At 71.6% G+C, this 20,181-nt stretch carries 18 protein-coding genes and 3 pseudogenes; 13 read left to right on the top strand and 8 right to left on the bottom strand.

The features are described from left to right. Positions 1 to 83: 83 nt before the first annotated feature. Positions 84 to 446, bottom strand: a pseudogene (locus ACWDO5_RS29970) (MFS transporter); the annotation flags it as partial. A 41-nt stretch (positions 447 to 487) separates the two neighbouring features. Beyond that, complete coding sequence (locus ACWDO5_RS29965) at positions 488 to 1,513, bottom strand: hypothetical protein (protein ID WP_450533536.1); 1,026 nt, start codon at positions 1,511 to 1,513, stop codon at positions 488 to 490. 108 nt (positions 1,514 to 1,621) lie between these two features. Here ACWDO5_RS29965 and ACWDO5_RS29960 point away from each other — a divergent pair, with 108 nt between their 5' ends. The 3 genes from ACWDO5_RS29960 (at position 1,622) to ACWDO5_RS29950 (ending at position 3,428) form a co-directional block, all read left to right on the top strand. Then, a complete protein-coding gene (locus ACWDO5_RS29960) occupies positions 1,622 to 2,059 on the top strand; it encodes a DUF4442 domain-containing protein (protein WP_398992810.1) in 438 nt (145 codons plus the stop codon). 105 nt (positions 2,060 to 2,164) lie between these two features. Further along, a complete protein-coding gene (locus ACWDO5_RS29955) occupies positions 2,165 to 2,827 on the top strand; it encodes a DedA family protein (RefSeq protein WP_450533534.1) in 663 nt (220 codons plus the stop codon). Between the two features lie 67 nt (positions 2,828 to 2,894). Next, a complete protein-coding gene (locus ACWDO5_RS29950; RefSeq protein ID WP_450533539.1) occupies positions 2,895 to 3,428 on the top strand; it encodes a gamma carbonic anhydrase family protein in 534 nt (177 codons plus the stop codon). On the opposite strand, the gene ACWDO5_RS29945 is transcribed toward ACWDO5_RS29950, so the two are convergent. After that, complete coding sequence (locus ACWDO5_RS29945) at positions 3,367 to 3,834, bottom strand: ATP-binding protein (protein WP_450533533.1); 468 nt, start codon at positions 3,832 to 3,834, stop codon at positions 3,367 to 3,369. The genes ACWDO5_RS29950 and ACWDO5_RS29945 overlap by 62 nt on opposite strands. A 374-nt stretch (positions 3,835 to 4,208) precedes the next feature. On the opposite strand from ACWDO5_RS29945, the gene ACWDO5_RS29940 reads away from it, so the two are divergent. Further along, entirely contained in the window at positions 4,209 to 4,946 is a 738-nt protein-coding gene (locus ACWDO5_RS29940) for an acyltransferase (RefSeq protein WP_450533532.1), read from the top strand. 10 nt (positions 4,947 to 4,956) lie between these two features. On the opposite strand, the gene ACWDO5_RS29935 is transcribed toward ACWDO5_RS29940, so the two are convergent. Further along, a complete protein-coding gene (locus tag ACWDO5_RS29935; RefSeq protein ID WP_450533531.1) occupies positions 4,957 to 5,823 on the bottom strand; it encodes a DMT family transporter in 867 nt (288 codons plus the stop codon). Positions 5,824 to 5,916: 93 nt separating this feature from the next. On the opposite strand from ACWDO5_RS29935, the gene ACWDO5_RS29930 reads away from it, so the two are divergent. Continuing rightward, positions 5,917 to 6,489, top strand: a complete 573-nt coding sequence (locus ACWDO5_RS29930) for a helix-turn-helix domain-containing protein (protein WP_450533530.1) — start codon at positions 5,917 to 5,919, stop codon at positions 6,487 to 6,489. Between the two features lie 44 nt (positions 6,490 to 6,533). Continuing rightward, entirely contained in the window at positions 6,534 to 7,088 is a 555-nt protein-coding gene (locus ACWDO5_RS29925; RefSeq protein WP_450533529.1) for a YbaK/EbsC family protein, read from the top strand. Positions 7,089 to 7,147: 59 nt separating this feature from the next. Here the strand turns inward: ACWDO5_RS29925 and ACWDO5_RS29920 are convergent, their stop codons facing one another. After that, positions 7,148 to 7,555, bottom strand: a complete 408-nt coding sequence (locus tag ACWDO5_RS29920; protein ID WP_450533528.1) for a CoA-binding protein — start codon at positions 7,553 to 7,555, stop codon at positions 7,148 to 7,150. 62 nt (positions 7,556 to 7,617) lie between these two features. Between ACWDO5_RS29920 and ACWDO5_RS29915 the strand changes: the two genes are divergently transcribed. The 4 genes from ACWDO5_RS29915 (at position 7,618) to ACWDO5_RS29900 (ending at position 13,781) form a co-directional block, all read left to right on the top strand. Continuing rightward, the gene (locus ACWDO5_RS29915; RefSeq protein WP_450533527.1) at positions 7,618 to 8,244 is read left to right on the top strand and encodes a YigZ family protein; all 627 of its coding nucleotides are present in this window, start codon (positions 7,618 to 7,620) and stop codon (positions 8,242 to 8,244) included. 42 nt (positions 8,245 to 8,286) lie between these two features. Beyond that, complete coding sequence (locus ACWDO5_RS29910) at positions 8,287 to 9,453, top strand: exonuclease SbcCD subunit D (RefSeq protein ID WP_450533525.1); 1,167 nt, start codon at positions 8,287 to 8,289, stop codon at positions 9,451 to 9,453. Next, on the top strand, positions 9,450 to 12,713 hold the full coding sequence (locus tag ACWDO5_RS29905) for an AAA family ATPase (RefSeq protein ID WP_450533524.1): 3,264 nt from the start codon (positions 9,450 to 9,452) through the stop codon (positions 12,711 to 12,713). Before ACWDO5_RS29910 ends, ACWDO5_RS29905 begins: the two co-directional genes overlap by 4 nt. 531 nt (positions 12,714 to 13,244) lie before the next feature. Next, on the top strand, positions 13,245 to 13,781 hold the full coding sequence (locus ACWDO5_RS29900) for a phosphate-starvation-inducible PsiE family protein (RefSeq protein WP_450533523.1): 537 nt from the start codon (positions 13,245 to 13,247) through the stop codon (positions 13,779 to 13,781). Here the strand turns inward: ACWDO5_RS29900 and ACWDO5_RS29895 are convergent. From ACWDO5_RS29895 to ACWDO5_RS29885, 3 genes are all read right to left on the bottom strand, one after another. Then, positions 13,755 to 15,932: an FUSC family protein gene (locus tag ACWDO5_RS29895; protein ID WP_450533538.1), complete on the bottom strand. Its 2,178-nt coding sequence runs from the start codon at positions 15,930 to 15,932 to the stop codon at positions 13,755 to 13,757. The genes ACWDO5_RS29900 and ACWDO5_RS29895 overlap by 27 nt on opposite strands. Positions 15,933 to 16,411: 479 nt before the next feature. Beyond that, positions 16,412 to 18,166, bottom strand: coding sequence for an FAD-dependent oxidoreductase (locus ACWDO5_RS29890; protein ID WP_450533522.1), 1,755 nt, complete (start codon positions 18,164 to 18,166; stop codon positions 16,412 to 16,414). Beyond that, a complete protein-coding gene (locus ACWDO5_RS29885; RefSeq protein ID WP_450533537.1) occupies positions 18,166 to 18,387 on the bottom strand; it encodes a UBP-type zinc finger domain-containing protein in 222 nt (73 codons plus the stop codon). Before ACWDO5_RS29885 ends, ACWDO5_RS29890 begins: the two co-directional genes overlap by 1 nt. 468 nt (positions 18,388 to 18,855) lie before the next feature. Between ACWDO5_RS29885 and ACWDO5_RS29880 the strand changes: the two genes are divergently transcribed. From ACWDO5_RS29880 to pgk, 3 genes and pseudogenes are all read left to right on the top strand, one after another. Continuing rightward, positions 18,856 to 19,305, top strand: a complete 450-nt coding sequence (locus ACWDO5_RS29880) for a DUF1931 family protein (protein WP_383908841.1) — start codon at positions 18,856 to 18,858, stop codon at positions 19,303 to 19,305. Positions 19,306 to 19,889: 584 nt separating this feature from the next. Next, positions 19,890 to 20,043: pseudogene (locus tag ACWDO5_RS29875) on the top strand (rhodanese-like domain-containing protein); the annotation flags it as partial. A 36-nt stretch (positions 20,044 to 20,079) separates the two neighbouring features. Continuing rightward, positions 20,080 to 20,181: pseudogene (pgk, locus tag ACWDO5_RS29870) on the top strand (phosphoglycerate kinase); the annotation flags it as partial.

Genomic DNA, 20,181 nt, shown 5'->3' with positions numbered 1-20,181 from the left:
TCACCGGGAAACGATCCCGACCCCGCGCGCCGTGTCCGGTCAGGTCCGGAGGAGTCCGGCACCTGCCCGCGCCGACGTCATCCAGCCGTCAGCAGCATCATCTGCCACAGTTGCGGATCGCCGGCCAGGACGAGCACGGCGAAGACCGCCTGCGAGACGCAGTTGAGCGCGTTGGCGGCGACCATCACGCGGTGCCGCGGCACCCGGTCGGCGATCGCGCCGCCGATCAGCAGAAAGAGCACGAGGGGGAGGGTGCGGGCCGCCGCGACCAGGCCCACGTCGCCGCCGTCCCCGCCGGACTGCAGAACCGCGAACGCCGCCGCGATCAGCGCACCATGGGTGCCCAGGCTGGTGACGATCGCGGCGGCGGTCAGCAGGGTGTAATTGCGTCCGGCCCATTCGGGACGGCGCGCACGGCGGCGGAGTTCGGCGGCGGGAGTGGTCACCTCGGGACTATCCCCGCTGCCGGACCGCCATGCCAAACGGATTAGCCGGCGGGCGTGCCCGCCAGCCGCACTGTGCTGAGGATCTGCTGGATGGTCGTGTCCGGGACCTCGTCCTTGACGCCGGTGTTGGCGTACAGGACCCAGCTCCTGAACTCACCCGTGGCGTCCTTGAAGGAGAACGCGATCGACTTGCCGTCGGTCTCGCACTTGTTGTCCTTCTTGACACCGAGCGCGGTGGCCGTCGCGACACTTCCGCTGAGGCCGGACTTGGTGGTGTACGGCTTGGCCTTGGTGATCTTGACCGTGCCCTTGGGCTCGGTCTGCGCGTAGCCTGCCCACACCCAGTTGCCGGCCTCGTTGTAGGCGGCCGTGGCACTGTCGGTGGCGCCCTTGCCGCCCTTGGTGCCGGCCGTGCTCTGGCCCCACGTCTCGAGCGTGCCGTCCTTGTCGGTGTCGAACGTGCACCACTTGGACTTGTAGTAGGCCGGGGCCGACATGACGGCGACCGGCGAGCCGTCACCCTTCTTCTCGTCCTCGAAGAAGGTGCTGATGCTCGAACCGGCCACTTCCCAGGTGGGCGGGACGTCGAACTGCGTGCCGTGGTTCGGGTTGCTGACGACCTTCCAGCCCGCGATGGTCGGCTTGGCTTCCTCGCCGCCGCGCGGGTTCTCGGTCGGCGACGCGGGAGCCTGGCTGGGTTTGTCCGTCGCGGGCGTCTTCGAGGAGCTGACCTTGCCGCCCTCGTCCGCGGTGCCCTTGTTGTTGTCCTTCAGCACGATGACGCCGGTGACCACCGCAGCCGCGACGACCGCCGTGGCCGCGACTATCGCGACGATGGTCGTCTTCTTCTTGTTGTCCTGCGGCGGCTGGGGCCCACCGGGCGGCTGCCCGGGCACGCCGTACTGCGGCACAGTCGGCTGCTGGTACGGGTTGGGCTGCTGCTGGTACCCCGGCTGCTGGTAGCCGGGCTGCTGGTACGGATTCGGCTGTTGGTACCCCGGCTGCTGGTACGGGTTCTGGTCCTGCGGGTTCTGCTCGCCCCCGGGCGGCTGCTGTCCTGGCCACATGGCGAGTAACGATAGAGGTGCGGCGTGACGGGTGCTACGGCTGCCCCCGACCGGGGATGGCCAACGGCGCTACTCGTGGGTAACATCCCGTCCATGAGCGCTGATCAGATGTCCGTCGGCGAGATGCTCGCCGCCACCGTCCCCATGGCCCGGACCCTCAACCTGGAGTTCGTGGAGACCACCGCCGAGCGTGCTGTCGTCCGCCTGCCGGACCAGCCCGACTTCCACAACCACGTCGGCGGACCGCACGCCGGGGCGATGTTCACGCTTGCCGAGTCCGCGAGCGGCGCGATCGTCATCGCTGCCTTCGGTGACCAGATGACCCGCGCCGTGCCGCTCGCCGTCAAGGCGGAGATCGGCTACAAGAAGCTGGCGATGGGCGTCGTCACGGCGACCGCCACCCTCGGCCGTCCCATCGCGGACGTCGTCGCGGAACTGGATGCGGGCGAGCGCCCGGAGTTCCCGGTGGAGATCGCCATTCAGCGCGCGGACGGCGCGGTGACCGGCGAGATGACCATCGTGTGGACACTGCGCCCGGGCGCCTGAGGCTCTCGGCGCCGGTACATCGCTGACCAGGTAGGCTGCCCGGCGTGCGCCGACGGGGGCGCACGCCGGGCACCACAGGCTCAGTGAAATCGGGAGGGACCGGCGTTGCACGTCCAGGAGTGGCTCCAGACCGTCCCTGCGGTCAGCATCTACGTCCTGGTGGGCGTGGTCATCGGGCTCGAGAGCCTCGGCATCCCGCTGCCGGGCGAGATCGTCCTCGTCAGCTCGGCGCTGCTGGCCTCGCAGCACGGGGACATCAATCCGTACATCCTCGGCGCCTGCGCGACCGCCGGCGCGATCATCGGCGACTCGATCGGGTACGCCATCGGCCGCAGGGGCGGACGCCCACTGCTGACCTGGCTCGGCGGGAAGTTCCCCAAGCATTTCGGCGACGCGCAGATCGCCATGGCGGAGCGGTCGTTCGAGAAGTGGGGCATGTGGGCCGTCTTCTTCGGCCGCTTCGTCGCCCTGCTGCGCATCTTCGCCGGGCCGCTCGCCGGCGTTCTGCGGATGCCGTACTGGAAGTTCCTCATCGCCAATGTCTTGGGCGGGATCCTCTGGGCCGGCGGCACGACCGCCGTCATCTACTCCGTCGGCGTGGTCGCCGAGGCCTGGCTCAAGCGGTTCTCCTGGCTGGGTCTGGTCCTGGCCGTGCTGATCGGGCTCACCTCGATGCTGGTGCTCAAAAGCCGCGCCAAGAAGGCGGCCGCGCAGGCGGAGGCACGCCCGGCGGTGGCCGAGCCGGAGCCCGTGCCCGCCGCCGACTGAGCGTCCCGAGATGAACCGGCCGAGGAGCGGGACCGAGACGAACCAGCCCAGGAACGAGGAGAAGGCGATGGCAGGACAGGCGCTCATCGCGGGGGTCGACGGCAAGGAGCCGAGCATCGCGCCGGACGCCTTTACCGCTCTCACGTCCGTCGTGATCGGTGAGGTCACCATGGCCGCGGGCTCCAGCGTCTGGTACCACACCGTGCTGCGCGCGGACGGCGGTCCCATCGTCCTCGGCGCCGACAGCAACATCCAGGACAACTCCACGGTGCATGCCGACCCGGGCTTCCCGGTCACCGTGGGCGAGCGAGTATCGGTCGGCCACAACGCCGTACTGCACGGGTGCACCATCGAGGACGACGTACTGGTCGGCATGGGTGCGACCGTTCTCAACGGCGCACACGTAGGCGCCGGTTCGCTGATCGCGGCGCAGGCGCTCGTACCCCAGGGGATGCGCGTCCCGCCCGGCTCCCTGGTCGCGGGTGTGCCCGCCAAGGTCAAGCGCGAGCTGACCGAGGAGGAGCGCGAGGGGATCAAGCTCAACGCCGCGACGTATCTGGTGCTGGCCAAGAGCCACCGCGAGGCGTCCGAGACGGACTGAGCGCCGCGGACCTGACCCTGACCTTGGGGCTCCGTCGCGGCTGGGTCGAAGGCCCGCCGTAGTGGGCGGGCATGACGATCTCCGCCACCACCACGCTGCCGGCCTCCAGAGTGCGTGTGCTGGTCCGCGCCGCGAATGACTCCACCAGCCTCAGCCCGTGACCGCCGTCGGCATGCGCGTCCAGTGGTTCCTGACGCCGCACCGGGCGGTGCTTCCATCGCCCGCCGTCCCTGACCTGGGTCGTCAGGGTGTTTCCGCGGACCTTGATGGCCACCGCGACCCACGGGCTGCCGCTGTGCAGCACCGCATTGCTGACCAGCTCGGTGACGATCACCGACAGCGCTTCGTGGAAGTCGTCGGGCAGCCGCCAGCGGTGCGCCACGGCGCGGGCGAAATGTCGCAGCATGCGCACCGCTTCTGGTGTCGCCGACATCGCACACTGGGCCAGACCCGGGATTCCGCCATGCGGCACACGGCCTGAAGACGGAGGGTGGTGACTCCTCTGATGCGATCACGTCGGCTCCTTCTGCCCAGGTGGATGCCCGAGCGGCAGCTCTCCGTTCACGGTCGCCGCGTAGTCGCGCAATTGGGGAGACCGAAGTACGGATGTGGCGGCGGCCGCCGGTGCGACCGGAGTGCTTCGACTGCCCGCAGAACGGAGGACTTGGGCTCGAACGCGCCGTCCCCGACGGCCCGCCCGTGGTAAGCGGCATCGGCTTGGTGGGGCGAACATAGCGCACCGCTGCGATCAGGCGAGGTCCGGCCGACTACCGTGTGCGGGTGCCGAAGAACAGAAACACGTTCTCATCGCTCGCCGCCTGGCGGCGGCGCGTACTCGCACGCGCCGTCCACAGCGGCTGGCGCTGGGTGCAGGAGGCGGGCGCCGTCACCGCCGAGCACCCGGGACGGCTGGGTTTCCGCCGGCTCGGCGCCGGCACGCGGCTCGCCTTCCCGCAGGGCACCGTCTTCGGCGAGGCGTGGATCGAACTCGGGGACCACTGCATCATCGGCGAGCAGGTCACGCTCACCGCGGGGATGATGCCCGGCCTGGACCTGGGATCCGACCCGATCCTGACGCTGGGTGACGGCGTCGTCCTCGGCCGCGGCAGCCATGTCATCGCCGACACCAGGGTGACCATCGGCTCGGACACGTACTGCGGTCCGTACGTCTACATCACGTCGACCAACCACAGTTACGACGACCCCCACCAGCCGGTCGGCAAGCAGTGGCCGCGCGCCGAACGAGTGGAGATCGGCCCCGGCTGCTGGCTGGGCACCGGCGCGGTGGTCCTGCCCGGCGCGCGGCTCGGCCGCAATGTGGTGGTCGCCGCGGGCGCGGTCGTACGGGGAGAGGTCCCCGACCACTCGGTGGTTGCCGGTGCCCCGGCCCGGGTCGTACGGAGCTGGGATCCGGCCCGCGGCTGGCAGCCCCCGCTGCGTACGCCCGCTCCCGTGCCGATTCCGGACGGCGTCACGCCCGAACAGCTGCTGGCGCTCGCGGAGTTGGAGGAGAGTTGAACCGGGCCGCTCAGCCGCCCGCCAGCAGTACGGTGCCCACCAGTGCCAGCCCCGCGCCGGTCGCCTGTACCACGCGCAGCCGCTCCTTGAGGAGCACCAGCGCCGCGAGCACCGTCACCACCGGGTAGAGGTTCGCGAGTACGGCGGCGACGGTGACGGGCCCGTTCTGCGCGGCGATGGAGTAGGTGCCGTTCGCCGCGACATCGGCGAGGCCGACAAAGGCGAGGGCCGGGAGCGAGGACCAGATGACCCGCATCCCGCCGTCCTCCGGCAGTGCCCGCGCGCCGCGCTTCACCGACGCGTACAGCGCCGCGCCGCCGACCGCGACATTGGTGACGCGCTGTACGAAGAGCGCGAGGAAAAGCCCGGTGACGGTGGTCGAGGCCTCGGCGATCAGGGCCATCACCGCGCCGAAGCCGAAGGCCGCGACCAGGGTCAGCCCGATCGCCTGCCGCTGCACCGGCGCACCGCGCAGTTCGGGTCCACCCGCCAGGACGATGCCGGTCACGGCCACGGCGATACCTGCGAACTGGAGCAGCCCGGGCCGCTCGCCGATCATCAGGCCGACGCCGACGGGCACGGCCACACCCAGCGATCCCAGCGGAGAGACCACGCCCATCGGCCCGAGGGCGAGCGCCTTGTAGAAGGAGAGCATCGCCACGGGGCCGACGGCGCCCGCCGCGACGGCGTACCAGAGCTGCCCTCCCGCCTCGTACAGGCCGCCGGTGGCCACGACGATCGCGCCGAGGACGACCACCGCGATCGACTGCGAGGCGACGACCACCGTGAGGGCCGGCGCACGCCGTGTCAGCAGCCCGCCGCCGAAGTCGGCCAGGCCCCACAGCAAGCTCGTGGCCAGGGCGAACAGTGCGGTCATGGCAGGCCTCGCAGTACAGTGCAGTGAACGTTTGAGTGCACCACACCGTAGTGCAGTTCATTGAACTCTGTCATCCATAATATTGGACGGAACGTGTCGGACCTCGACCAGCTCACGCAGTCGCTCGCCCGCAATCTCAAGCGCTGGCGCGGCGAGCGGGGGTTCACGCTCGACGCCCTCGCCGCCCGCGCGGGGGTCAGCCGCGGCATGATCATCCAGATCGAGCAGGCGCGTACGAATCCGAGCGTCGGGACCACGGTGAAGCTCGCCGACGCACTCGGCGTCAGCATCACCACGCTCCTCGACTACGAGCAGGGCACGCAGGTCCGACTCGTACCCCCGGAGCAGGCCGTACGCATGTGGTCCACCTCGACCGGCAGCTTTACCACCCTGCTCGTCGGCACCGAGCGCCGCGGACCACTCGAACTGTGGGCATGGCAGCTGATGCCCGGCGACCGCAGCGAGTCCGACCCGCACCCCGACGGCACGATCGAGCTGCTCCATGTCACCGCGGGCGAACTCACCCTCGTCGTCGACGGCGAACCGCACGCCGTACCGGCCGGGACCTCCGCCACCTTCGAGGCGAATGTCCCGCACGCCTACCGTAACGACGGTGACGAGACGGTCGAGATGACGATGGCCGTCTCCATCCCGCCCGTGCGCTGAGACGGCCGACCGCACACGGGGCAGCCGCTGTTAGCGTGATGCGTATGCGCGCTCCCATCGGAAACTTCGACGACGCCAGACCCGCCCCCGACTGCCTCGACCTCCTCACCCGGCCGGTTGCCGACGCCGTGCGCGCCTGGCACGGCGACGTACCCGCCGAGCAGCTGATCTACGTCGACACCGACCCGGAGATCGCCGACACCGCCCTCTTCGTCGAGCACTACGGGCAGGAACTGCTCGACGAGTCGGCGAACTGCGTGGTCGTGGCGGGCAAGCGCGGCGGCGAGACCTCGCTTGCTGCCTGCGTCGTCCTGTCCAGTACTCGCGTCGACGTCAACGGCATCGTCCGCAAGCAACTGGGCGCCCGCAAGGCATCGTTCGCGTCCATGGACACCGCTACCGGCGAGACCGGCATGGAGTACGGCGGCATCACGCCGATCGGGCTGCCCGCCGGCTGGCCGCTGCTGGTGGACGCCGCCGTCGTCGACACGGAGTGGGTACTCATCGGCAGCGGCCGCCGACGCGGAAAGCTGATCGTGCCCGGGAAGGCCTTCGCTGGGCTGCCGGGCGCGGTGGTCATCGACGGCCTCGGGATCTGAGGCCCGGCCCACCGGCGGGATCCGCCGGCCCGCCTCGGGATCCTGGCCGCGCGGCCCGCTCAGCCCAGCCGCGGGATCTCGATCGCCGGGCAGCGGTCCATCACCATGGCGAGACCGGCCGCGCGGGTGCGCTCGTACGCTTCCTCGTCGACCACCCCCAGCTGGAACCAGACCGCCTTTGCCCCGATCGCAGTGGCTTCGTCCGCGACCGGTCCGGCCAGATCGGAGTTGACGAAGACATCGACCACGTCGACCTTGAAGGGGATGTCCGCGAGCGTCGCGTAGCCCTGCTCGCCGTGGACCGTCTCGGCCTTGGGGTGCACCGGGACGATGCGCTTGCCGAAGCGCTGGAGGACGCCGGCGACGCGGTACGCCGCCCGCGCCTCGTTGTTGGACAGGCCGACCACCGCCCAGGTCCCGCCCGTCGAGGTCAGAATCCTGCGGATCGTCTCTGAGTCTGCGTGCATGCTCCGGACAACCGGGGGCCCGCGCTGAGCATTCCCCTCCGGGCGGCGCATAGGGTGGCCGGATGCAGGAGCAGTACCGGACGGTCGCCCGCGAGGGCGTGCACGAGACCGAGATCAACCGATCGCGTTTCATCTGCGCGCTCGCGCCCGCCGCGACCGAGGAGGAGGCGCAGGCCTTCGTCGCACGCATCCGCAAGGAGCACCCGACCGCCACGCACAACTGCTTCGCATACGTCATCGGAGCCGACGCCGCCGTGCAGAAGGCGAGCGACGACGGCGAACCGGGCGGCACGGCGGGCGTGCCCATGCTGCAGATGCTGTTGCGGCGCGAAGTCCGTTATGCCGTAGCCGTCGTCACCCGGTACTACGGCGGTGTGAAACTCGGTGCGGGCGGCCTGATCAGGGCGTACGGCGGAGTGGTCGGCGAAGCCCTGGACGCGCTCGGCACCCTCACCCGGCAGCGCTTCCGGCTCGCCACCGTCACGGTCGACCACCAGCGGGCGGGCAAACTGGAGAATGATCTGCGGGCGACCGGACGGGATGTGCGCGAGGTGCGGTACGCGGAGGCGGTCTCCATCGAGATCGGGCTGCCGGACGCCGACGTCGAATCCTTCCGCGGCTGGCTCGCCGATGCCACAGCGGGGACCGCGGGACTCGAGCTCGGCGGTGAAGCTTATGGAGACGCCTGAAACCGCCCGTGATGTCCGACCCCACCGATACTCTCGGGGATCATGAGATTCCTGCATACGTCGGACTGGCACCTGGGGCGGTCGTTCCACCGGGTGAGCATGCTCGACGCCCAGGCGGCGTTCCTCGACCACCTGGTGGCGACGGTGAGTGAGCGCGACGTGGACGCGGTGCTGGTCGCAGGGGATGTGTACGACAGGGCAGTGCCGTCGCTCGCGGCCGTGCAGCTGTTCGACGAGGCGCTGCACCGGCTCGCCGCCGCCGGCGTGCCGACCGTGATGATCTCCGGGAACCACGACTCGGCGCGCCGGCTCGGCGTCGGGGCCGGGCTGATCGAGCGCGCCGGGATACATCTGCGCACCGATCCGACCGGGTGCGACACGCCCGTGCTGCTGAGTGACGCGCACGGCGATGTGGCCTGTTACGGACTGCCGTATCTCGAACCCGCCCTGGTGAAGGACGAGTTCAGGACGGACAAGGCACGGCACGAGGCCGTCATCGGCGCGGCGATGGCGCGCGTACGGGCAGACCTCTCGACGCGCACGGCGGGCACCCGGTCCGTCGTCCTCGCCCATGCCTTCGTGGCGGGCGGCAAAGAGAGCGACAGCGAACGGGACATCACCGTCGGAGGCGTGTCCGCCGTGCCCGCCGGAGTCTTCCACGGTGTGGACTATGTCGCGCTCGGACATCTGCACGGCTGCCAGACCATCGCCGACCGTGTGCGCTACTCCGGATCGCCGCTCGCCTACTCCTTCTCCGAGGCGCGGCACCGCAAGACCATGTGGCTCATCGACCTCGGTGCGCGGGGCGAGATCGAGGCCGAGCGCATCGAATGTCCCGTGCCGCGACCGCTCGCCCGGCTGCGCGGCGCACTGCAGGAACTGCTCGACGACCCGGAACTGGCCCCGCATGAGCAGTCGTTCGTCGAGGCGACCCTTACCGACCCGGCGCGCCCGGCCGAGCCGATGGCGCGGCTCACCGAGCGGTTCCCGCACACCCTCAGCCTCGTCTTCGAGCCCGAGCGGACCGGCGACGACTCTGTCGCCTCGTACGCACAGCGGCTGAAGGGGCGTGACGACCACCAGATCGCGGAGGACTTCGTGGCCCATGTGCGCGGCGGCAGCGGGCCCGACGATCTGGAGCGCACCGTGCTGCGCGGCGCCTTCGACGACGTACGGGTGGACGAGGGCGTGCGCGAGGTGGCCGGGTGAGGCTGCACAGACTTGAGCTCACCGCCTTCGGCCCGTTCGGAGCCGGCCAGGACATCGACTTCGACGCGCTGTCCGCCGCCGGGATCTTCCTGCTCCACGGCCCGACCGGCGCGGGCAAGACGTCCGTCCTCGACGCGGTCTGCTTCGCGCTGTACGGAGCGGTGCCGGGCGCGCGTCAGAGCGCCGGGGCGTCCCTGCGCAGCGACCATGCCCCGGTCGGCACCTCCACCGAGGTCTGCCTCGAACTGACCATGGGAGGGCGGCGGTTGGAGATCCGGCGGCGGCCCGCCCAGCCGCGCCCCAAGAAGAACGGCAAGGGCTTCACCACCGAGCGGGCCCAGAGCTGGCTGCGCGAGTACGACTTCGAGGCCGGCCAGTGGCAGGCGCTGAGCCGCTCCCACCAGGAGATCGGCGAGGAGATCAGCCGGCTCGTCGGGATGAGCCGCGACCAGTTCTGCCAGGTGGTGCTGTTGCCGCAGGGCGACTTCGCACGCTTCCTGCGGGCCGACGCGGAGGCGCGCGGCAAGCTGCTCGGGCGGCTCTTCGACACCCGCCGCTTCGCCGCGGTCGAGGAGCGCCTCGCCGAACAGCGCCGCGCCGCCGAGCAGCAGGTACGCGCCGGTGACGAGCGGCTGCTCGCGGTCGCCCACCGGATGGAACAGGCCGCGGGCACGGCGGCGGGGGACTGGCCGCTGCCGCGGCAGCAGCCGGGCGATCCAGGACTTGCCGCGGCCGTACTGCAGTGGGCGGCCGTCGCCCGCGCGGGCGCCCGGGAGAAGCTGGACATCGCCGAATGCGCGCTGGCCGCGGCGGAAAGCCGGCAGGCAGCCGCACGGCGCGGCCTGGAAGCCGAGCGTGAACTCGCCCGGCTCCAGGAGAGATATGCGGACGCTCGGCATCGGAGCGAGGCGCTTCAGGCGCGGCGGCCAGAGTGGGAGCAACTGCAGACCAGGCTGGAAAGGGCCCGCAAGGCGGAGCTCGTCGAGCCCGCGCTGCGGCTGCGCGATGACGCCGAGCGCGAGCACCGGCGCGCGAGCGCGGACCGCGAGCGGGCACGGGGCGGACTCCCGCCGGAGCTCGCGGAGGCCGGGGCGGAACAACTGGCGGCGCTCGAACGCAAGCTGCGCCAGGACCTGGGCGGTCTCGAGGCCGCGCGGCGGGCGGAGCGACGCAGCGCGGAGATCACCCGCGAGCGCGCGGACCTCGACCGCCAGGCCCGGGCCGACGACGACATCCTCGCCGACGCGGCGGGCTGGCTTGCCGGCTGGGAGACCGTCCGGCGCACCCACCAGGACCGCATCGCGGCCGCCCAGGACGCCGCAACCCGCGCCGAACACCTTGCGGGCCGCCTCGACCCGGCCCGCCGCCGACTCCGCGCGGCCCGCGAACGGGACCGGCTCGCTGCCCGCACCGAGCAGCTGGAGGACCAGCTGCGCACGGCCCGCGAACGCGCGGGAACGGCCCGCGAGAGCTGGCTCGACCTCAAGGAACGCCGCCTGCGCGGCATCGCGGCGGAACTGGCGACGGGACTGGTCCGGGGCGAACCCTGCGCGGTCTGCGGCTCGGCGGACCACCCAGCGCCGGCCCGCGCGGGGGACGGCCATGTGGACCGCAGGGCCGAGGAGTCGGCTTACGAGAGTTACACGCGGGCGGACGCGGCCAGGGCGGAGGCGGAACGTGAACTGGCGGTGGTACGGGAGTCGTTGACCACGGCGAGGGAGGAGGCGCGGGCGGCGGAGCGGGGCGGTGACGCCCCGTCGGTGGGCGGCGTGCCCGACGACGGCGCGGAGGGCGCGCGAACGGGCCGTTCCGGCGCACTCGGAGCCACGGCCGGCCGGGCAGAGGCGCACGGCGCCGGCGACGGTGCGGATGCGACGCCCGACCGTGCCTGGCGCTCCGGCGGCGGGGCCGACGCAGCAGGTGCCCCTGCTGGGCCCACCGACGCCCACGGGCGTGCGCAGGCCGCGGGCTGCGGGATCGGGGACGAGCCCGACGTGTCCGAACTGCTCTGTATCGTCGAGCAGTTGGAGCGCGACTACCAGCACGCGCACAGCCTCGCCTCCGGCATGCACGCCGCTCGCGAGGGGCTCGATCAGGCTGAGCGTGAGCACGAGGAGCGGCTTGCCGCGCAGCAGCAGGCCGAGCGGCGGGTCGCCGCGCGGACCTCGCGGCGGGAAGGGCTCGATCGGGAACAGACCGCGCTGGAAAGCGAATTGGCCCAGGCCCGGGGCGGCGCGGGCAGCGTCGCCGAGCACGCCGCGATGCTGGAGCGCCGGGTGCGGCTGCTTGCCGATGCCGCCGAGGCCGTACGAGCCGTCGACCTCACCGCGCAGCGCCTGAAGAAGGCCGACGACCGGCTGGCCGACGCCGCCTTCCGGGCCGGGTTCGACACGCCCCGTGCTGCCGCCGCCGTGCTGCTCGGCGAGGCGGAGCAGCGGGATCTGCAGCACCGTATCGACGCCTGGCAGACCGAGGCCGCGGCCGTCGCCGACCGGCTCGCCGAGGCGGACACCAGCAGAGCCGCCGAGCATCCGCCCGCCGACCCCGAAGCGGCCCGGGCAGCGCACGACAAGGCCGAGCATGCCCTGCGCGACGCCGCGTCCGTGCTTGCCGCCGCCCGCGACCGGTGCGCCGAACTCGCGCGGCTGTCGCGGCAGGCCGTCGCGGAAGTGCTCCGCCTGGGCCCGCTGCGCGAGGAGTACGACCGCGTCGCCCGCCTCGCCGCGCTCACCGCCGGCACCTCCGCCGACAACGAACGCAAGATGCGCCTCGAGTCGTACGTCCTGGCGGCCCGCCTCGAACAGGTCGCGGCCGCAGCCACCGTACGACTGCAGCGCATGTCGTCCGGCCGCTACACCCTCGTGCACTCCGACGCCCGCGCCGGCGGCAAGCGCTCCGGACTCGGCCTGCATGTCGTGGATGCCTGGACCGGAAGCGAACGCGACACCGCAACCCTCTCCGGCGGCGAGACCTTCTTCGCCTCGCTCGCCCTCGCGCTCGGCCTCGCCGACGTCGTCACCGACGAGGCCGGCGGTGTACAGCTCGACACCCTCTTCATCGACGAGGGCTTCGGCAGCCTCGACGACCAGACTCTGGACGAGGTGCTGGACGTGCTGGACTCGCTGCGCGAACGGGACCGCAGCGTCGGCATCGTCAGCCATGTCGCCGATCTGCGCCGCCGTATCCCGGCCCAACTGGAGGTCGTCAAGGGCCGCCACGGCTCCGCGGTGCGCCTGGGCGGGACGCCGCTCAGCGGCTGATCGCGCGGCGCGGCAGCGGGGAGGCGGACGTGGCCGCGCAGCCTCGGCACCGCGTAGCGTTCGCGCCTGGACTCCTCCCCGGGGTGCCGGACGGCCGACGACGGGGGAATCCAGCCGGCTCGGCAGGTCGGTGAGGAAGACGCCGATGCCCCAGTCGCCGTCCTCCAGACGGGTGCCGACGATTTCGGCCACGTCGGACACGTCGACCTGCTCGTCCGCCACCAGGGGCGCCGTCACGGTGTCCGCCTGCCAGCGGATGCCCCTGGCGATGCGGCGGCGCAGATCCTCCGGCAGGCGGGGGGGGCGAGGTCCCGGGCGATCTCGGAGGGCAGGCCCGGGTCGGCGACCAGGACGAGCCGCAGGTTCCTGCCGTTCGTGTCCGCGTCGGGCTGCCTCATACACCCTCGTCCTGCCGGTAGGCCTCGGTGATGTCGCGCCTCGCCCCTTCCCCCAGGCTGCCACCACAGGGAGGGATCCGCTCGTCCACCCGTTCGGCAGCACGCCGCGCCTGCGGGCCGGGGCACCCCTAGCATGCTGACTGTGCGACCCATTCTCCCGAAGATCGAGGGCGGCCGAGTACAAGGCCTCCTGCAGCTCGTCGAGGACGGCATCCACCTCGTCGTCGCGGCGCTCCTCGTACTGCTCGCGGGGTTCCTGACCGTCGGGGTCGTCCACGACGTCATCAGGTCGATCCAGGGGCCGTACCGCGAGGAGACGGTCGTTCTCTCCGGCCTGGACAACGGCCTTGTGCTGTTCATCGTGGCCGAGCTGCTCCACACCGTCCGCCTCACCATCAGGAACCAGACCCTCGACGCGGAGCCGTTCCTCGTCGTCGGCCTGATTGCCGGCATCCGTAAGGTGCTCATCGTGACGGCCGAGGCGGAGAAGTCCTTCCGGTGGAACGTCGAGGGGGTCGAACTGCTCATCCTGGCGGGGCTGATCCTCGTGATGGCGACAGCGGCGTACGTGTGGCGGCGCTCGACGCGGCCGGGAGACTACTTCCCGCTCCAGGAGGCGCGGCGCTCCCCGCCGCCGGCGCCGTCACCCACCCCGGGGCGCGGGTCCTGATCCGTCACCTTCCGCCGCCCCGGCCGCCCGCACCCGCTGCTCCTCGCGAGCGGAGCCGACGTCCCGTTCCAGGGGTGTGCGGCTCACGGCCGTCGCGAGGTCCTCCAAGGCCCGTTTCTGCAGTTCCGCCCCGCGCCGCACCACCGGGCTCCGGTCCTCGGCGGCGGCGCCCTCCCACGCGTGGAGCGCCTCCTCCACGCGCCCCCAGTCCGGATTCCTGTGCTCGCGCACGTCGACTGCCGCCTGCGCGGTGTCCGCCTCCAGGGCCTCGGCGAACCGCTCCGCCTCGGGGACGAAACGGCTGTCGGCCCGCGGGACGTGACTCTCCATGAGCATCGCCGCCCGGCCGAACCTCTTGAGCGCCTCTTGCGCCTCCTCCGCCTCGCGCGACGTCAGACCCCTGGGGCGGACCGGTTCCTGCCTTGCCCGGTCGTAGGCCTCCTGCCAGGCGGCACGTGCCTCCCTGCTCGCCAGCAGTGCCCTGCGCATGTCGGTGCGATGCTCCCGGGTCGGTTCGGCGTAGCTGCGGAGCACCGCGGCCGCGTAGCGGCCGTTGGCGGCGAGCCAGTCCGCAAGCCGGCCCGGCAGCCGGGGCGTCTCCCATGCGGGGAACACCACGTACGCCAGCATTGCCAGGGCCCCGCCGAGCAGGGTGAGCACCACCCGCTCCGGGACCGTCTGCTCCCATGCCTGGCCGCCCATGCCGAGCAGGAAGACGACGTACGCGGCAGTGAAGCACTGGGAGTAGGCGTAGCCGGTACGGATCAGCGTGTACGACAGGCCCGCCGAGACCACCGCCAGCGCGCCGAACACATGGGCGTCCGGGCCCAGGGCCCGCACCATCCCGGTGGCGAGAGCGACCCCCGCCAGGGTCCCGGCGAGACGGGCCACCGCACGCGCGTACGTCCGGTGGAAGTCCGGCCGCATCACCATCACCGAGGCGATGGGCGCCCAGTAGCCGTGGCCCAGGGGTAGCCAGGCGGCGATCAGATAGCCGAGCGTTGCCACCGCCGCCAGGCGGACGGCGTGCCGGAACACGGGCGAGTCCCGGCGGAGCTCACGGCGGACCGCCCGGACGACGACCGGGAGCAGCCGGAACATTGTCGGGCGCACCAGGAACTGGGCGCCCGCGGGGCCGGGCGGCGTGGGCGTCTTCCCGCGCGCGCCGCCGCTCCCGGCGATCTCCAACGCCTCGCCGAGCAGTTCCACGAGCCGCTCGGCGGCCTGCCGCGCGGGCCCCTCCAGCACCTCGTGCTCCTCGTCGACGCGCAGGACGTCCGCGCTCCCGGGCGGCACCTCGGCGGGAGTGCCGCGGCGGATCGAACGGGCGGCCGCGTCCAGGACGTCGGCGGCTGCGTCGAGCAACTCCCGCGCGCGGTCCCGCCCGGGTCCCTCCGCCGGGGCGCCGACGTCCGGGTCGGCGAGCGCGGCGACGACCGGCCGAATGCGCTCGGCGAGGCCCCGGGGGCCGTGGAGGACGGGGGGACGGGTGCGGGCCTGTGATGGCGTCACGGCGGCCGCGTCCCGGGCCGTCATCAACGGCTCCGGGTCGAACGGGGCGGTCGGGTCGTGCCGCAGCCGGCGGGCGTAGTCCGCCACGGCGGCCAGGGCGTCGGCGAGCGCGTCGCGATGCGCCCCCCAACGGCGGATCGGGAACAGCAAGATCAGCACGGCCTGCGCCACGCCCCCGAGCGCGATGACCCCGGCGTGCTCCAGGGCTCGCCCGACGCTCGTGGGCAGGGTGATGGCCACCAGCATGCTGCCGACCGTCGTCGCTGCGACGATCCCAGCGGTCGATCCGACGGCCCATGCCATCCCCGCGACAAAGGCCCATACGGCCAGCAGTGGGAGGAACGTCACGAGTCGCCCCGCCGCCAGGTAGCCCACGAAGGTGCTGAGCGCCAGACCCGCGCCCGCGCCGAGCGCGATCACCTTGCGTGGACGCCAGGTGCGCTGGAAGGTGGCCCCGCCCGCGGAGTAGGCACCGAGGGCGGCGGACGCGGCGTACGCAGGGGAGACCAGCGACAGCGCCAGCCCGATGACGATCGCTACCCCAGCGGCCGTGCGCAGCGCGAGCAGGGGCTCCAGCCGCGTCTCCTCGATCGTGAGCCCGGATCGCACGACCTCCCCGAAGGCCCGCAGCCACGTCACGGGTGTGAGCCTAGCCGGAACGCCCTGCCGGGTCGCGTCGGCCGCGCCGCCGCCATCAGCAGCGACATCTGGCGGATCACCCTTTACGTGGGGCCGCTCCGCGACGCGGTGTTCACCCTGCTGTCGATCACCGCGCTGGTCGGCTGGCTGGTCGTCGACCACGAACTGTGGGACCGTCCGCGCGACGAGATCGCCCGGCGGCAGGCCCGCCTGTTCAACCTCGTCACCGTGATCACCTTGTTCATCGGCATCGCCTGCCTGTACGCAACGCTGTTCGTGCTCGTCCATGTCACCGCGGCGTTCCTGCTCACACTGGAGTCGTTGCGCCCGGGCTTCGGGCACCAGCCCGATGCCGGGTACTACCTCTCCCTCGCCCGGTTCATCACGTCCATGGGAACCGTCGGCGGTGCGCTGGGCGCCGGCTGGGAGGACGACCGTGTGGTGGGCCGGGCCGCCTACGGGGTCCGTCAGGGGGAGGGTCAGCGCCAGGACACGGACTGGCCCGCCACCGGCCGACGCCCCTCGGGGTCCGCGGTGCGGACCAGGTTGCCCGTCTGCTCCCGGTGCTCGTGCACGAGGCGGATCGCCATGGCACCCTCACCGGTCGCCGAGGCCACCCGTTTGACCGAGCCGCTCCTTACGTCGCCGGCGGCGAAGACCCCGGGAAGGGTGGTCTCCAGCAGCAACGGACCACGGCCGAGCGAGGCCCACCGGGTCGCGTCGGCCGCCGCCTGGGCGTCGGCGCCGGTGAGGACGAAGCCCTTCTCGTCCAGGGCCAGCACGCCCCTGAGCCATTCCGTGCGCGGCCGGGCCCCGATGAACACGAACAGCGCCGCGGCCCGCAGCTCCCGGCGCTCACTACTTGCGTTGTCCTCCACCATCAGCGACTCCAGCTTCTCCTCCCCAAAGACGCCCCGGACTTCGGTGTGGAGCAGCACCTCGATCTTCGGATGCCGTTCCACCTGGTCCACCAGGTAGCGCGACATGTCCGCGTTGAGGTCACCGCCCCGGACGAGGAGGTGGACCCTGGACGCGTGGTTCGCGAGGAACAGCGCCGCCTGCCCGGCGGAGTTCCCGCCGCCGACCACGGCGACCGGATCCGCCTGGCAGAGACTGGCCTCGTGGACCGTCGCCGCGTAGTAGACGCTGGTGCCCTCCAGGCGGTCGATGCCGGGCACCTCGAGCCTGCGGTACCACACGCCCGAGGCGAGCACCACGGCGCCGGCCCGGGCCCGGGACCCGTCTGTGAAGGTGACGACGTACTCGTCGTCCTGCGGGGTGAGCCCGCTGACCTGGGCCGGCACCATGAGGCGGGCACCGAACTTGTGGGCCTGGAGCACCGCGCGTTCGATGAGCTCGCCCCCGGAGATGCCCGACGGGAAGCCAAGGTAGTTCTCGATGCGAGACGAGGTACCGGCCTGGCCTCCGGTGGCCACGGCGTCGACGGTGACCGTGGTGAGGCCGTCGGAGGCACCGTACACGGCGGCGGCGAGTCCCGCGGGGCCCGCACCGACCACCATCACGTCGCACCGCCCGGCCTCCGGCGAGGGGGCGGGCAGCCCGATGAGCCGGGCGAGTTCGGCGTTGCTCGGATTGCGCAGCACCCGCTCGCCCTTCCAGATGACCACCGGAGTCTCCTCGGGACGGATGGAGAACCGACGCAGCAGCGCCTCCGCCTCCTTGTCCTTCTCCAGATCCACCCAGCGGTGGGGCAGCCGGTTGCGGGCGGCGAACTCACGCAGCCGCAGCGTGTCCGGTGAATAACACGACCCCAGGATCCGGAAGCCGGCGCCGAGGCCGATGAGCAGATACCGGCGGCCCAGGTAAGCGCGGAGGATCAGGTCGCCGAGGACGGGGTCGCGGCCGACCAGGGCGCGTTGCCGCTCCACCGGTACGGCCAGGATCTCGCCCGCCTCGCGCACCACGGCGGTGTCGAACGCCGCCTGGCCCTCCAGCAGCCCGAGTTCACCCAGGAACCTGCCGGGTCCGTGCAACGCCACCGTGCGCTCGTCGGGCCCGCCGTGGTCGTGGAGGATCTCGACGGTCCCGCTGAGGATCGCGAGGAACTCCCGGAACGGCTCGCCCTCGCGGTACAGCACCTCGCCCTCGGCGGTCCTGCGGCGCTCACCGCGCGCGGTCAGGTCCTCGAGCTGCTCCGGCGTCAGGCGCGGGAACGCCCCGTATCGGTCCGGTGTCTCGCGGACCGCACTCTGCTTGTGCTCGGCCGTGCTCATCAGACCAGGGCCTCGTGGACGTAGCACCAGCGCCAGTCCTCTCCCGGCTGGAAGGACTGCACGATGGAGCGACCGGCGCTGCCCGCGTGCCGCCTGGCGTTGTTGCGGGGCGAGGAGTCGCAGCAGTCGACGTGCCCGCAAGTGAGGCAGAGCCGCAGGTGCACCCACGGGGAACGCTCCATGAGGCACTCCTCTGCGGCAGCAATGGCCAAACCGGTCACCGGCCCGGAGCAGGACGCGTCAACACGGGCTTCCCGGGCCTTTGGGCGCTCCAACCGGTCCAGCGTCGCGGCGTCAGGGTTCATGCGGCCTGCGTCTGCCCGGGCCCAAATGTGCTGGCCGGCCCAGGCCGCCCAGCACAAACAAAGATAGCAAAATGGGCCCACCCGCGGGTATGGGTGAGTGGCATGTGGGTGGAGAACCCGTACTACCTCACCTCCTTCCCCAGCGGCACAAGCGGCGCCTGACCGCGACGCTGCGGCCCAGCTACCCGCGGCTCGGCCGGCCTGGATCGACGGATCGCACGCCCGTCCGACTACCCGGGCAGTCGGACGCCTGGGCCTGGCAGGGTAATACAGGGAGGCTAATTGGTCCCGACATGCGCATGCGTTCCCGCGCCCCGTCGGCCAGGCTGACTGGGAAGCCCAGGGGCCGGGAACCACCCCGGCGCCCGCAGCCGGAGGTCCGTCATGACCGTGATGTCCATCGCCAGGTTCGAAAGGTTCTTCCGCGCGGCCGCGGGTCTGGACGTCGACAAGAACGATCTCAAGCGCTACAGCGACTTCGTCGACGCCAAGCTCTACGATCTGCTGACCGTCGCCCAGGCCACTGCCAAGGCCAACGGGCGCGACATCATCCGGACCTGTGACCTACCGATCACGAAAGGCCTGCAGGAGAGCATTCACCACTTCCAGAAGATCGACCAGGAAGTAGAACTCAAGCCGATCCTAGAACAGCTCGCCACCCACCCCGCTCTGGACCGCACGCCCGACGAGGAGACCGAGGCGGCCTATCCGGACATCATCGGCGGACTCAGCCTGGCCCTTGCCCAGAGCTTCAAGATCCTCCACCCCGACCTGAAGAACCCCCAGACCCAGCACTGGGACGAGGCCCGAGCCGTCTTCGACCTCCTGCTGTGAGTGGCGACCGGACGAGGCGGTGCAGGCCACGGCCAAACAGCGTCAGCGCGCTCTGCTTCCTCGGCTGCCGCAACGATCCTGTTGGCCCGCCGCAGGGCCTCATCCGCGTCCAGGGTGCTGCCAAGAGCGGTCGTGACCTCCGCCAGCAGCGCCAGGCGGTCCAGAGCCCGCTGCAGCGCCGATGTTGGGCGGTAGCGGGACATCCCAAAGCGTGAGCACACTGGGGCTGCGCTGCCCGTGCTCAATATGGATAAGGCCGCGGAAGCCTCAGCCCACTGCGCTCTGCGCGCTCCTCCAAGCCGTAGCCCCGCTCCTCTCTGAGGCGACGGGTTTGCATACCAAGGGACAGGAGTCGCGGTCGGGCGACGAGGAGAACAGCGTCGGCCACTCTGCCGTATCCGACCAATCCCGCCCCCGAAAGAAGCATCCGTGGGCGGGGCGCGAAGGTCATGAACGAGCAACGGTTACCGGCTATCGCTGAGACACTCGCCCGCTCAGTCCGTAGTCGATCAAGCTGGTGCCCCACCTGGATGTTGCTGAGACAGGAGGGGATCTGAGACATGCGAGCTGTTCATAACCCGCAGCGCGCCGCCCTCGCTTACGCCGAACTCGGCTACCAGGGTCAGGGAGATGCTCGGCGGTTTTGAGTACTGGGCCCGTGAGGGCCTCGAGTTCGAGACCTGGGAGGGGCAGCAGCGCGCCGTCGACCCCCTGACCGCGCCCGTCGACGCGGACGACGCGGCTGCTGAACCGCTGGCGCGACGGTGGGGGAGGGGCGTCATGAAGAAGCTCACCGAGGACGTCGAGCGCCCGTACGCCGTCGTCCTCGGCGGTGCCAAGGTCTCCGACAAGCTCGGCGTCATCGATCACCTGCTG

Source organism: Streptomyces sp. NPDC000880 (genome assembly GCF_053599675.1).
This window is presented reverse-complemented; position numbering and strand designations above follow the sequence as displayed.